This window comes from Streptomyces hokutonensis (assembly GCF_042751305.1).
Lineage (GTDB): Bacteria > Actinomycetota > Actinomycetes > Streptomycetales > Streptomycetaceae > Streptomyces > Streptomyces hokutonensis_A.
In genome coordinates this window covers 1-12,602 of sequence record NZ_JBHYWD010000051.1, presented here as the reverse complement: position 1 = coordinate 12,602, position 12,602 = coordinate 1, and the positions used below count along the sequence as shown (strand labels likewise).

At 67.7% G+C, this 12,602-nt stretch carries 11 protein-coding genes and 3 pseudogenes; 9 read left to right on the top strand and 5 right to left on the bottom strand.

Annotated elements, in window-relative coordinates; translation table 11 throughout:
- Positions 1 to 144: 144 nt before the first annotated feature.
- Both ACFXC1_RS51020 and ACFXC1_RS51015 read left to right on the top strand, forming a co-directional pair.
- Complete coding sequence (locus tag ACFXC1_RS51020) at positions 145 to 810, top strand: response regulator transcription factor (protein WP_381257290.1); 666 nt, start codon at positions 145 to 147, stop codon at positions 808 to 810.
- Positions 811 to 1,091: 281 nt separating this feature from the next.
- Positions 1,092 to 2,327: a serine hydrolase domain-containing protein gene (locus tag ACFXC1_RS51015; protein ID WP_381257293.1), complete on the top strand. Its 1,236-nt coding sequence runs from the start codon at positions 1,092 to 1,094 to the stop codon at positions 2,325 to 2,327.
- Between the two features lie 42 nt (positions 2,328 to 2,369).
- Here ACFXC1_RS51015 and ACFXC1_RS51010 read toward each other — a convergent pair.
- Positions 2,370 to 2,468, bottom strand: a pseudogene (locus tag ACFXC1_RS51010) (NAD(P)H-dependent oxidoreductase); the annotation flags it as partial.
- A gap of 53 nt (positions 2,469 to 2,521) precedes the next feature.
- Complete coding sequence (locus ACFXC1_RS51005) at positions 2,522 to 2,788, bottom strand: hypothetical protein (RefSeq protein ID WP_381257288.1); 267 nt, start codon at positions 2,786 to 2,788, stop codon at positions 2,522 to 2,524.
- A 142-nt stretch (positions 2,789 to 2,930) separates the two neighbouring features.
- Between ACFXC1_RS51005 and ACFXC1_RS51000 the strand changes: the two genes are divergently transcribed.
- The 4 genes from ACFXC1_RS51000 (at position 2,931) to ACFXC1_RS50985 (ending at position 6,728) form a co-directional block, all read left to right on the top strand.
- Positions 2,931 to 3,290 carry a hypothetical protein gene (locus ACFXC1_RS51000; protein ID WP_381257286.1) on the top strand — a complete coding sequence of 120 codons (360 nt, stop codon included), beginning with the start codon at positions 2,931 to 2,933 and terminating at the stop codon, positions 3,288 to 3,290.
- A complete protein-coding gene (locus ACFXC1_RS50995; RefSeq protein ID WP_381257283.1) occupies positions 3,277 to 3,783 on the top strand; it encodes a hypothetical protein in 507 nt (168 codons plus the stop codon). Before ACFXC1_RS51000 ends, ACFXC1_RS50995 begins: the two co-directional genes overlap by 14 nt.
- A 500-nt stretch (positions 3,784 to 4,283) precedes the next feature.
- Complete coding sequence (locus ACFXC1_RS50990) at positions 4,284 to 5,858, top strand: hypothetical protein (RefSeq protein ID WP_381257280.1); 1,575 nt, start codon at positions 4,284 to 4,286, stop codon at positions 5,856 to 5,858.
- 297 nt (positions 5,859 to 6,155) lie between these two features.
- Positions 6,156 to 6,728, top strand: a complete 573-nt coding sequence (locus ACFXC1_RS50985) for an RICIN domain-containing protein (RefSeq protein ID WP_381257277.1) — start codon at positions 6,156 to 6,158, stop codon at positions 6,726 to 6,728.
- A gap of 567 nt (positions 6,729 to 7,295) precedes the next feature.
- On the opposite strand, the gene ACFXC1_RS50980 is transcribed toward ACFXC1_RS50985, so the two are convergent.
- Complete coding sequence (locus tag ACFXC1_RS50980; RefSeq protein ID WP_381257274.1) at positions 7,296 to 7,778, bottom strand: hypothetical protein; 483 nt, start codon at positions 7,776 to 7,778, stop codon at positions 7,296 to 7,298.
- Positions 7,779 to 8,281: 503 nt separating this feature from the next.
- On the opposite strand from ACFXC1_RS50980, the gene ACFXC1_RS50975 reads away from it, so the two are divergent.
- Positions 8,282 to 9,094 (top strand): hypothetical protein, encoded by an 813-nt coding sequence (locus ACFXC1_RS50975; RefSeq protein ID WP_381257272.1) that lies wholly within the window; start codon positions 8,282 to 8,284, stop codon positions 9,092 to 9,094.
- 55 nt (positions 9,095 to 9,149) lie between these two features.
- Positions 9,150 to 9,445 (top strand): annotated as a pseudogene (locus ACFXC1_RS50970) (hypothetical protein); the annotation flags it as partial.
- 191 nt (positions 9,446 to 9,636) lie between these two features.
- Here ACFXC1_RS50970 and ACFXC1_RS50965 read toward each other — a convergent pair.
- A pseudogene (locus ACFXC1_RS50965) lies at positions 9,637 to 10,791 on the bottom strand (MFS transporter); the annotation flags it as partial.
- A gap of 1 nt (position 10,792) precedes the next feature.
- Complete coding sequence (locus ACFXC1_RS50960) at positions 10,793 to 11,431, bottom strand: helix-turn-helix domain-containing protein (RefSeq protein WP_381257269.1); 639 nt, start codon at positions 11,429 to 11,431, stop codon at positions 10,793 to 10,795.
- Between the two features lie 358 nt (positions 11,432 to 11,789).
- On the opposite strand from ACFXC1_RS50960, the gene ACFXC1_RS50955 reads away from it, so the two are divergent.
- Positions 11,790 to 12,230 carry a hypothetical protein gene (locus tag ACFXC1_RS50955; RefSeq protein WP_381257267.1) on the top strand — a complete coding sequence of 147 codons (441 nt, stop codon included), beginning with the start codon at positions 11,790 to 11,792 and terminating at the stop codon, positions 12,228 to 12,230.
- Positions 12,231 to 12,602 lie beyond the last annotated feature (372 nt).

Sequence of the window (12,602 nt, the reverse complement as noted above, 5' to 3'; positions counted from 1 at the left end):
CCGCGTCCCGTTTGAACTCGTCCGGGAAATTCCTTCGCTTTGCCACCATGGATCACTTCCCCTGGATGACGAAACATCCAGCGTCCAGGTGTCGGAATTTCGGGGGTCACTCCATCGTGGCTGCCATACCCCTGGGGACTACCGGTGTCTGAGCGGATCAGCGTACTGGTGGCGGATGACGAGTCGATCATCCGCGCCGGTTTGAGCGCGATACTGGCGAGTCAGTCCGACATCGCCGTTGTCGGCACTGTGAGCAATGGCGAGCAGGCCGTGGACGAGTGCGGACAGCTGAAGCCGGACGTGCTGTTGCTGGACATTCACATGCCGCGTGGCGACGGACTGTGGGTGCTGTCCGAACTCGGCCGTCGAGTGCTGCTCGGAGCAGGACGGAGTCAAGCGCTCATGCTGACGACATTCGACCTCGACGAGTACGTCGACGACGCGCTTGCCGCCGGGGCTGCGGGATTCCTGCTGAAGAACAGTCCGTACGAAGAACTCGTCGGAGCGGTACGGGCGGCGGCGGCCGGGCACAGTGTCCTGAGCCCGACCGTGACCCGTCGGATCGTCCAAGGGCATCTGAGCACCCGTCGTCGGCCGAGCGACCGAGAACAGGCCCGCCTGAAATTCCTCACCGGGCGAGAACGCGACGTGCTCTGTCTGATCGGAGACGGGCTGAGCAACGCCGAGATCGCCCATCGGTTGACGGTAAGCCTGCACACGGTGAAAACACACGTCAGTCATGTACTCGCGAAGACCGGCTGTCAAAGTCGTGCGCAGGCGGCCGTGCTGGCCAGAAATAATGCTCTCTGAGTATCGGTATGACGTGAGGCGGCGGAGTCTCATGCCTTCGTGAATCGGACTCACTCCTTCGAATGAGTTCGACTCCCTCGGAGTCACGCCATCGAGCGATGTTCCGGACGACCCTGGCTGACTAAATAGTTCCTGTACGGCGAGTCCTACGTTCATTGCCCTCTGTGCGGGTGAGGAGCAGCAGGCGCTCAGCGTACGCGGCCATTTTCCGCATCGCGAGAGGAACTCTCATGTCGTCACGTGCCTTGCCACGCTTCCGAACTGCGCAAGGAGTCCAATCCATCGTCTTGGCGGTCAGTATGAGTGCCGTTCTCGTCTCATGTTCGGACGCGGGTCCGAGTGACTCGACAACATCGGTCGCGAAAAATACGTCGGTCGTCGGGCGACTGGCTGGCCTCGCGCAGAAGGCAGCGGACACGGGCTCCCTCGGAGTGATCGTCCGTGTCGAATCCCCTTCGGGCAGGCCCCTTGCGATCGCCCGTCAAGCTTCCTGGACCAAGGCCGACCACCATCTCGAAGCAACCGACCAGTTCAGAATCGCCTCGAACACCAAGACGGTCACCGCCACCCTCATTCTCCAAGCGGTCGCCGAACACAAGATTCAGTTGGACGACTCGGTGGAGACATGGCTGCCAGGGCTCATCCACAACGGCACGAACATCACCGTGAGGATGCTCCTCAACCACACGAGCGGGCTGGGCGATTACCTGCTGACCCCTGATTTTCTGCCCACGCTCACAGGTCACGAGAAGCGCACCTGGTCACCGGAGCAGCTTCTCGCGATCACCCCACGACAGAACCCCGAGTTCCCGCCCGGAGAGAAGTATTCCTACAGCAACGCCAATTACGCGGCACTCGAACTCATACTTGAGAAGGCAACAGGGAAGAGCCTGGCCGATCTGATCGATAAGAAGATCACCGAACCGCTGGAGATGAAGGACACGTTCCTTTCCACGGATGCCGCATTCAGCCCTGGCAAGCCTCATGCGGTCGGATACGAGCCCGACGCCCAGCGCCTCAGTACAATTCTTCCTGACGACCTGAACATTCCCGAGGGGTCGGGATTCGTAGGGCCCGAGCGCCCGCATGGCAATGTCGAAACCGCCGCCATCGATGTGAGCTGGTCCGGGGCAGCCGGGGGCCTGGTCTCCACCGCGGCCGACTGGCAGCGATTCCTGACCGCCCTGATGTCCGGCAAGATCTTGCCGGAGACTCAGATGAAAGAGATGCTCACGACGGTACCTGCTCCAGAAGAAGGCGGAGGCTACGGACTGGGATTGATGAAAGTGGAAACTCCCTGTGGCACTGTCTGGGGGCACACCGGTGGCCAGCCCGGATACTCGAGCGAGATCTACACCGACACGAACGGGCGCCGAAGTGCCGCTGTGCTGACGACCACCAACTTCGGCATTCAGGAACCCAAGGCGGCAAGAGCCAACAAGGCCCTGGTCGACGCCACGATCTGCGCCATGCTGGACAAGCCGTATCCCGCCGAGAGCGACGCACCGTCCTCGTGACGCTCCGGCACACGACCGTCCTGCGCTGCCCCTCGCCGGCCGTCAGTCGCGCACACGCAGCCCGTAACCCGCGAGACCCGCGGGCTCCAGTTCCTCCTTCTGGTGCAGCGAGGGCATCTCGTAGTCGCCGAAGTTCAGCCGCCCCCTCAGGGTGCCAGTAGCACGATTGCGGCAGCGACGGGGCAGGGAAATGATCACAGCGTCCGCGTGCGCGCTGGAGTTCCTCCCCCGAGGGCCGGATCCTCGTCGTGCGCTCGTTTGAGTGCTCGCCCGGGGCGGCCGATGGTCTCGGTCGCCTCGGCCTCAATGCGTTCCTCCAGAATGCGCTCGCACAGCATCCTGATCGTCTCAACTCCGTCGGCCGGCCCGCTCGACCAGACCGAGTGCTCCTTGGTGGAGGCGTACGGGTACTCGTCGCACTGAAGATCCGTTCCCTTGTAGTCCCCCACACCTTCTCGCATGCCTTGATCAATCGGGCCCGGCTCTTCTTCTGCTTCTCCTTGTCGACCAGCCGGCGCAGGGGCTCCTTCACGCCCGGGACGGTCTTGCCCGGCCAGGAGGGGAAGGCGCCGCGAAGCCGTACCTGATGACACCGGGTTCACAGTGACCCCCGCAGCCTCCGTCGCCCACGACTGGTGGGCGCAGATCGACGGGCCCAACGGCTACGCCCACGACTACGACTACGAGTCCAGCGGAACCCTGGCCGACCGCTACACGTGGACCGACAGCCATGTCGGCAGCGGATACTCCGGCCGCTGGTCAGCCATGGTCGAGGCCCTCTCCTGGGCCGTCCTGGCGACCGGTGGTGTGCAACTCCACCGGCCCCGTCGACTCCCACGCGCTCTCGTTGAAGCAGACGGGCAGCCTCACACACACGCGACGAGGCGGCCTGTTATTCGTCACCGGCTGACGCTACCGCCCTGCCCGCCCGGCAGTCAGACTCACACGCATGCATCGCTCTGAATCCAGTGACCCTGCACGCGACCTCGAAGAGGGCCTGTACGGGAAAATGGTCCAGGCATTCTCCGAGGGACGCCTGATTCTCTATCAGTTGTCCTCACCGCCTCATACTCCCTGCGCACTCGGCGAATGCCATGAAGTAAACGGATCCTGGCAATCCGCGACACTCATCTACGGCCCCTGGGACACAGACCGGGAACACGTCCGAGTCAGCACGTGGCGCGAACTTCCCGGTCAGCTGTTCCACCCGGACACCCTGCCGGACATCCCGACCGCACCCTCACACGGCCTTGAAGTCACGATCGACGGCCGCCCGGTACTTGGCGAACTCCACCGCGGCCCGCAGACATGGCAGTGGCAGGCGGCCGTCGAACAACACAAGATCCTGATGTCCGGCCGCGGGGCGATCGAAGACCTGACCCTTGAGACCGTCACGGACATCGCTCCCTTCGTCGACGCACGCCGTCGCCACATAGCCATCCGCCGACCCCACTGAACACGGATCGGCGGTGCGGGAGGGAGGGACGCGCACCCAACGGCCGTCCAGGCGTTGCCCGTTCGGTACTGCGCCTGGAGCTACGTCACAAGGAGGGGCATCCTGGGCTTACCGGCCTTCAGCCTCCGCGTTTCGCTTCGGGTGGCCGGGGCGGTCGCCTTCAACCTCGATTCGGCCCACGTGGAGTTCGGTCCGCCCAGACCGACCGGCACGTGGTCTCCGGCTCCCGGGCCGTCCTCCAGGGCTCCGGCACGGTGAACGGCGGGAGCGGCTACAGCTTCCGGATCGGCGACGGACGGCCCGGACACCTTCCGTATCAAGATCTGGAAGACGTCCGGCGGACAGGTAGTCCACGACAACAGTGCCGCAACGATGGTCCGCGGCATCGTCACGATCGGCGCCCGACACCGGTGGGCCAGCAGTGAGCAGTTAGGGTCATGGGCCCCCTGTCCTGTGGCAGGGGGCCCATTCCGTGGTCCTTTTCCTTGGGGGTTCGAGGCGTGCCGACACCTGACGAGATCTGGCAGGACGCCGACCTGCCCACCCGGCGGCTCGCCGGGCTGGCGCTGAATCCCGCCGCTCCGCTGGAGGTCCTGCTGCACCTGCTCGCCGAGGCCCCGCTCGCCGTACGGATGGTGCTGTGCCGGGACCGGGTCCTGCCGTCGGCGGTCGTCGACGCCGTGATCGCGCATCCCGACCATCGCACCCGCAGCTTCTTCGCCCGCAACCCCCATGTCGATCCGGCCCAGCGGGCACAGCTCCTGAACGATCCGCACTGGTTCGTCCGCGCCCACCTCGCCGAGGGACCGGGGCCGGAGTACGACGGGCCGCCGTTGCCCGACGACGCCGTCGTGCACATGATCAACAGCTACGAGCAGGAACACCTCGGCGGTGCCCTCTACCGGCAGTTCTCGCTCGGGGTGCGCCGGTCCATGCCCACGCACCCGGATCCGAAGGTTCGCGCCTGGGGCGTCGGTATGTGGACGTGGCTGCCCGCCGGGACACGGGCCGCGCTGCTGACGGACCCCGACGACGAGGTCCGGTCGAGGGCTCAGCGGCATCTGCGCGAGGAGGACCCGGTGTGGGTCGAGAGTGTCCTGCCCGACAGACCGTGTCACGGCCGCACCGACATCCTGATGCACCGGGCACTCAGCAGGGCGGTCGTGGACGCGGTTCTCACCGCGCCGGCCGGCCCGCAGGACCGATCGATGATCGCCGGGAACCCGACCCTGCCGCCCGACGTGGTGAGGCTCCTGGCCGCCGACCCGGACCCGGAGATCCGTGCGGAGATCGCCGGCCGCACCGACCTCGGCCCCGTCGAGCGCCGCACCCTCGCCGCCGATCCCGTGCCGGACGTGCGCAGGGCGATCACTCGCCACCCGGACCTCAGTCCTGCGGAGCGGCAAGCTCTCGCTACGGATCCCGACCCGGGCGTGCGGCTGGCGGTTTCCGTGCATCCCGCGTGGAGCGAGGAGGAGCGGGCCGGAATCGACTACGCAGTCCCCTTGGACGGGCTCTTCCTGTTCTGTCCCGAGCCGTTGACGCCCCCGGACCCCGAGGCCGTCCGCCGGGACGCGCTGTCCGGTCATCCGATGCTGCGCAGAAACGCTGCGCGGGTGCACACCCTGCCGGCCGACCTGGTGGCCCGGCTGGCCGTCGACGACGACCTGGGCGTGCGCGTCCTGCTGGCCCAGAACCACCCGGATGCCCCGGCGGCCCTGCTCCTGCGCAGCTTCCTCGAGTACACCGGCCATCAGCGCGACCGCCTCCTCACCCGCCCGCACTTCCCCATTGACGGACTGGCCGTCCACGCCGACGACGAGGATCCCGCCGTCCGGGCGCTGGCCGCCCGCGACCCCAAGGTCCCCCAGGCCGCCGTGGAACGGCTCACCCGGGACCCCGACCCCGCCGTCCGGGCCGCGTTCGCACGCCACCCGAACCTTCCGTCGTCCCGGCTGGCGGACCTCCTCGACGACGAGGAGCTGGTCCACCACGCGGCCGCCAACCCGGCGTTGCCCGCACCGGTGATCCGCGCTCTGGTGAGCACCTGCGCCGGGTCAGCCGACGGCGAGTAGCACTTCCAGCGCCGTCGCGGTCTCCGGGTGGCGGGCGACCAGGGCCGCTCCGGCGGGCGACGGTCTCCCACGTCCCTTCGCAGCTCAGCCGGCGACTACGCGACCGACCGCGTCCCGAGGCGGCCTCGCGCACGACACCGACCGCTGACCAGATCAAGCCCTTTGTCAGGAGTTACAAGAAGCGACGGACGGTCCGCTGAACGGAACGGAGGGCGACAGCTCGCTTTCGGCGGAACACGCTGTCCACGAACAAGGCGACAGCGGGTTTCCGGTCGACAAGACATAGGGGTCACGACGATGAAGATCCGAAACAGAATCACTGTCCTGGCAGCGGCATTCCTGAGTTGCGCAGGCATGGTTACGTTCGCGACGGAGGCAAGTGCCGCCGCACCGGCCGCAGACTCTGCGGCGGGCATCACCGCCCGCGTGAGGGCCGCTGCAGCGGCGAGCAGCTATCACACGATCAAGAACCTGGCCTACAACCAATGCGTCGACGCGCCCGGCGGAGCACTCAACGTCAGACTTCAACTGGTCAACTGCAACGGCTCCAGCACCCAGAACTGGGCGTTCGTGTCGACCGGTGCGACGGACACCTACTACCTGGTCAATCAGCAGAGCGGGTACTGCGCCGAAGTCAACAACGGCACCAGCGTTCCGGGAGAGGCGGTCGACGAATACATCTGCGACGGGCTGGCGTCGGAACAGTGGGTCGAAACCACCGCGATCGTCAACCAGGTGGTCGGCGCGAAGTTCAAGCACGCGGGCACCAATCTGTGCCTCGACACGGTCAGCAGTGCCGGAAGCCAGCTCATGCAATGGGGGTGCGACGACGCCCATCCGGCGGCGGCCCAGGTGTGGATCGTGAGTTAGAAGCCGTATCTCAACCGGTCCTGGAAGTGTGGGGGCGGCGATGCGGGAGGTGATCCAGCCGGACGGGACGGCCGGCAAAGCACCGGCGACCTGTCCGTCGCGGTCGTAGGCGAGCGGAGGCAGGCACAGCCTCAGATTCACGGGACATTCCCCCTGCTCCGATCCCGGCGACGTCGCCGGAGGTCACCGGGGCAGGTGACGCGACAGCCGGGCCGCGCTGCGCGAGCCCTGCGGAACACCAACCCGGCGCCCCGATCCCCTCGCCCGCCGCCCGCGCTCCCGCCCCACCTCCCCTTCCTCCTGGTGTCTTGGGCGGGCGTGGGTGGCGTAGAGGGGATGTCAGTTCAACGGGAAACCCCGACCACAGAAACTGACCAGCGACAACGGCACTCTGCGGAATCCGGTGTGTTCAGAAGAATGCGCAACAGAGGGCGCGCCCCGACCACACCCGGCGATCCAGCCGGATCGGAAGGCGACCACCCCTCGCAGGGCGGCACGGTCCCGGCGGGTCGGTGCCGAACGCAGAGCCGCCCCCACGTTCGACGGCCGCGACGCGGTCCCGGTCGGTCAGGACACGACGGTGGCGACCTGCCCGGTCGGGCGCGTGCCGTCGTAGGCGTAGACGTGGACCTCGACCGACGTACCAGCCTTCGCCGGCACGAGGGAGAACGCGACAACGCGCCCGGCGGCGTCCCGGGCGACCGTGCGCACCCGCACGGAGGAAACGGGCCGGACGAGAACCGTACGGCCGTGGGAGCAGTCGGCGGAGACGGAGACCACACGGGGCGCCGGACCCCCGTCGCGCCCGGCCGTGCGGGCGGGAAGGCGGGAGGCGGCCGGAGCGGCGGGCATGCCCCGGGTGGATCTGCTCAAAGACACCGTGCCGATCCTCTCGGCGCCGCTCCAGAACGTGACTCCGCACAGCTTCAGCGGGGGCCCGCCACTGCGGATGTCCGGCCCGGAGCAGCCGGCCGCCCCGGCGGCCACAACGGCCAGACAGACGGCCGACAGCGCGGCGCGGCCACGGCAGCGGCGTAGAGCATGGGGCATCGACGTCTCCTCGTACGGATCGGCACTTCACACACGGCCGGATTCCGCCGGCCGCTACGGAGACGCCGAAGGCACCGTCGACGTTCGTTCACCCGGGCGATCGCACACCACCGAGCCGAGTTGTCGGCGCGTGGTACTCATACCGGCAGCGTGACACGTACGGACCGGCAGCGTGACACGTACGTCGGCACATGACGGTGCCCGTCCTCGGCTCGATACCGCGACCGGAGCAGTGTCGGGCGGCTGTCGGTGCCCCTGGCGATGATGGCCTCATACCGATCACCATGCAGAACCACGGGCTCACCCGGACCGACGCCGACGGGACCCCGCATGCCTCCGCCGTCGCCTACGACAAGCCGTCCGCGCAAGGCCAGAAGGACAAGCTCGAGACCGCGGGGTGCAGCAATGCATGGATTGTTCAACGATCCTTCAATAGGATGGTTCAATATTCAGCCGTCCGCCTCGCGGACGCGGAACGGCAACCAACCGGAGGGCCGAAGGAGATGAGCAGGCGTCAGTACGGTCAGTACGAAGAGGTCGACGACCTCGGGGAGATCCTGTTCTGCGACGACCCCGCGCTGCTGCTCGGGGGCATCCTCATGGGTCTGGAGACCGCGGAAGGCACAGTCCCCCTCGACCACGCGCAGACACGTCACATGCCCGCTGCCCTCTTCGAGTTCAGGCGCAGCCTGAGGGTGAACGGCTACGGAATCCAGTACGCCGTGCCGCAAGCAGCCTCAATCGACGAGGTACCCAAGGAACCGCAGATCGAAGGCGCCATCCTGTTCGGCATGCAGCGCCTACCGCCCGAATTCTCCGACGTGCGCCTGCCCGACCCGCCAAGATCCGACGATGACGGCGTCTGCCTCGACAACAAGCGGCCCACCATATTCGACGAGTTGCGCATGCGTGAACCACCGCGACGCGACCCCGACGAGGTTTATTTCGGCATGAAACGAAGGCCGCCCGGCTACGCCGACCTGCGCTCGGTCCCCGGATGGGAGCTGCACGAGATACCCGATGACCAGCCAGGACCGTGGCAGAACTTCGGACACGCCTACTCCAGGCTGGAACTGCGGACGCCCGACGGGGACATCTACTCCCGGACCTGGGTCCCACACGACCCCGAGTGGGAGGCCGCCGCCCTGCGTCACGGATACGTCGTGTGCCTGTGCGGCGTGACACTGGGCGTCCGCGCACCGTACGGGATGACCGACGCGCAGTACACCCCGGACATGCGCCACGAATACTTCCGCAGCGGATGTGCAGTAGGTCTGACCGTCGGCGGACTCGTCGCCTATGTCGACCACCGCTGACGCGCAACACCAAGGCGGCATGCATCGAGTACGAGCTGGGCCGCCTCCTCCCGCCGCCCTGCGCAACGAGCCCTTGCCCGACGCCGGCCCCTACGGTACGTCGGACGCTGAGGCGGCCCGGGCCAGAGAAGCCTGGCACCAGGCTCTTCTGGAACGCGGCATCCTGCCGTTCCTCCAGGAGCGCCGGTCTTCCAGGCGGCGCTCGCGCATGCAGGTGCGACAGCGCTGCACAGTCCGGCAGCCCCGGCGCCGACCGGTCGCATGCCGCACCGCGGCTGCGACCGCCCGGACTTCACCAGTCCGGACTTCTCAAGCCCGGACTTCGATGAGCCCGATCGCCGGCAGGAGTAACCGGGCCGGAGACGGGACTCCCCTCTACGGTCGGCGGGCGGTGTTGCGTTTGCCTGGCGCAGCTCAGTGTCCGACCGTCGACTCGTGCGGGCGGGCCTCGGGGGCGGCGTGTCCTGCACTGTCATGGCGTAGCGGTACGAGCACGAGTAGTCCGGCGAGGAGGTAGCCGGGCCCTGGGCGGCGAGTACGGGGACGATACCGAGGCACTGGCCGAGGAATCCGGCCGCGCAGGTGCCTGTGACGATCGCGATGCCTTCGGCGGCGCCGAGTGCGCCGAGGACGCGGCCTCGGTGGCTGTCGGTGGTGTGGCGTTGCAGCAGGGTCATCACGGAGGTGACCATCAGCGCGCCGGGGAAGCCGGCCAGGATCATCAGCACGACGGCGGGCCAGGCGGCGGCGAGTCGCAGCGGGTAGAGGAACAGGGCGAAGTCGATCAGCCCGAACGTGATGGCGGCCCAGCCCAGCGCCCGGGCTGCGGACAGACGGTTGCCGATCGACGCGGCGAGCAGTCCGCCGCCGATGCCGCCGACCGCCTGGGCCGCGACGATCAGACCGTAGGTTCCGGCGCTCGCGTGCAGCACTGATCGGACGAAGGGGGCGAACAGCGTGCTCATGATGCCCTCGCCGACGCTCGTGACGAGCAGGAAGACGACGATGACGCGCAGTACGTGCTGATGGAGAGCCAGGCGCATCCCGTCGGCCCACTCGGTGCGCAACTGCCCCAGGCGGGCCTTGAGTTGCGCGTGTACGGAGGGCGGTGGCTCCGCCTGCGGCGCGGTGGGGAGCGCCGCGATCAGCGCGGCGGAGAGGAGGAAACTGACGGCGTCCAGGAGCGCGAGGAGGATGATGCCACCGGCTGCCGCTGCGGCGCCGCCGAGGGCGGAGCCGATCAGCCGGGAGAGGTCGCCGTTCTGGCTGTTGAGCGCGTTGGCGGTGACGAGGTGCTCGTCACCGACCAGGCGGGGCAGCAGACTGTGCTGCGCGGGGGTGAAGAACTGCTGCACGCAGCCCTCCCACGCGGTGACGGCGTAGACGATCCATATCTGGCCGGGCCGGTGCACCGCGAGCAGGGGCAGCAGGCCCAGGGCCAGCAGCACGTTGGCCGTGACCATGGTGCGCCGCAGGTCCCACCGGTCGACGAACACGCCGGCGAGTGAACCGAGCACGATCTGCGGGATGAACGACGCGAGCAGCATGAGAGCCGACGCGAGCGTGTTCCCGGTGAGTTCGTAGACGTAATAGGCGAGGCCGACCCGGAGTATCCAGTCGCCGGTGAGCGAGACGAGTCCGGCCGACAGAAGTAATCGCAGGTGGCATTGGCGCAGGGCCACAACAACGGCCCGCATGTCAGCCTTCCGCCGTTGTCGGGTCCTGCGGCGTCACGATGAGCGCCATCCTGACGGCCCTCGATCCGGGCGGGCGCGACGCGAGGTCATCGATCGGACGCTGCTCGATGTAGCGGGCCAGAAGCCCGCCGAACGCCTCCATCAGCTCGGTGAACTCGTCCTCGGTCAGGTAGACGGTGCTGGTGGCGATGCCGGAGTGCCTGCGCCAGCCGGGCGGCCAGGAGGCGCGCCGCTCGTGCCAGCGGCCGAGGTCCTCCAACGCGCGCTCGGCCGCGACCTGTTCGAACACGGCCACTGCCTCGGACCCGCCGGGCTGGTCCTCGACGTCGTCGAAGTCGTGCGAGGTGTGCACGAGTTGCCATGGGCGCTCACGGTTGTCCGCGCCGTCGACCTGGTGCACGAAGCCGTACTTCGCGAGCTGGCGAAGGTGGTGCGAGGCCAGCGCGTGGCTGATGCCCAGCTCACGCGCGGCGTCCGCGGCGGTGATCCGGCCTGCCCGGCCGATGATCGACTGCAGTTCGAGCCGGATCGGATGAGCGAGTGCGCGGATGCTGCGAGGGTCCTCCAGCAGCCGACGGCGCTGGCCCGCGCCCGCACCGGGATTCGGGCCGTTGTCCGGCGCCGGGTTGGGGGATTCCAAGGATATGCTTGGAATGCAGCGACACCCTGCCCACATCTCGAGCATGTGCTTGGAATAGGCCCAGGTCTCCTATCTCTGCCCCACGGTGCAAACCAGCGCGGAGAGCATGTGGAGTGCCCGGTCTGCGGACGGTCGTGGGCGAGTGGCAGCCACAGCCGTAGTGGCTTGTCGCGGTCTGGTTGCAGTGTTGGTCCGCATGCCTTAGCGACCTGGGTTCGGGTGGTCGTAACGGCCCCTGTGACGCCGGTGACAGGACCGCGACAAGAATGCCCACAACTCTCGGTGGGCCTGCTCGGTCTCACTCTGCGTGGACGGCAAGGACCGGCCGTCCCGCCATGACACCAACAGGGGGAACACCATGAAGCCGATCCGCCACAAGGCAGCCACCGCCGGCGCCCTTGCCGTCCTGGCCCTGGGCGGCACGCTCGCCGCGACCACGCCGGCCTCGGCCGCCACTGCGGGCGCCTACAACGGGGCATGCGGCACGGGGTACGAGGTCTTCACCTCGACACCGATCAAGTCCTCGCAGACCACTGTGGCCGCCACCACCTACGTGGCCTACAGTTCCGCGGACAAGAAGTGGTGCGCCGTCACGGTGCGCAACAAGCCCGGTGCCCGCGTGTTCATGGAGGTCACCCTGGACACCTGGCCGACCAGCAGCACCTCGGCGAGGGACGCCGGCTCCTACACGACCTTCGCCGGCCCGGTGTACAAGGACCTGCCCAAGCCCGGCCTGTGCATGACCTGGAGCGGTTCGATCGACATCTACTACAACTCCGACAGTGGCCTGTGCCCCTGACCGGACGATGCTCACCCTGGCGGCGATCACCCTCATGACCCACCGGCGCACCCGGAGCCGCTGACCGGGTGCGTCACAAGATCTCAAACCCAGAGTTCAAAGTCGGATACGCAGGTTGGGCGCGGCCGGATGTCTGCAGCGAAGGCCATCCGTCAGTGGCCGATCTTCGGTGGTCCGTCCGCACGAGTAGGACGCGCAGCAGTACGTCCGCCTCCTTCTCCGCCCTGGTCAGCGGCTTGGTGAGCGCGACCACGAACTCGTGGGCCAGGCCGCCCTGAACGGCGGTGTGGGGGGGTTGGGGGGGGTAGGACTGTGGGGGGACTCATAAGAGGGGAGGGCGTGTGTGTGGTTGTGTGGTTGTGGTGGGGTGGG

Coding starts and splice junctions, on each gene's coding strand:
- ACFXC1_RS51005 (WP_381257288.1), bottom strand. CDS start 2,788: ATGCGAGAAGGTGTGGGGGACTACAAGGGAACGGATCTTCAGTGCGAC.
- ACFXC1_RS50995 (WP_381257283.1), top strand. CDS start 3,277: ATGCATCGCTCTGAATCCAGTGACCCTGCACGCGACCTCGAAGAGGGC.
- ACFXC1_RS50985 (WP_381257277.1), top strand. CDS start 6,156: ATGAAGATCCGAAACAGAATCACTGTCCTGGCAGCGGCATTCCTGAGT.
- ACFXC1_RS50980 (WP_381257274.1), bottom strand. CDS start 7,778: ATGCCCCATGCTCTACGCCGCTGCCGTGGCCGCGCCGCGCTGTCGGCC.
- ACFXC1_RS50975 (WP_381257272.1), top strand. CDS start 8,282: ATGAGCAGGCGTCAGTACGGTCAGTACGAAGAGGTCGACGACCTCGGG.
- ACFXC1_RS50955 (WP_381257267.1), top strand. CDS start 11,790: ATGAAGCCGATCCGCCACAAGGCAGCCACCGCCGGCGCCCTTGCCGTC.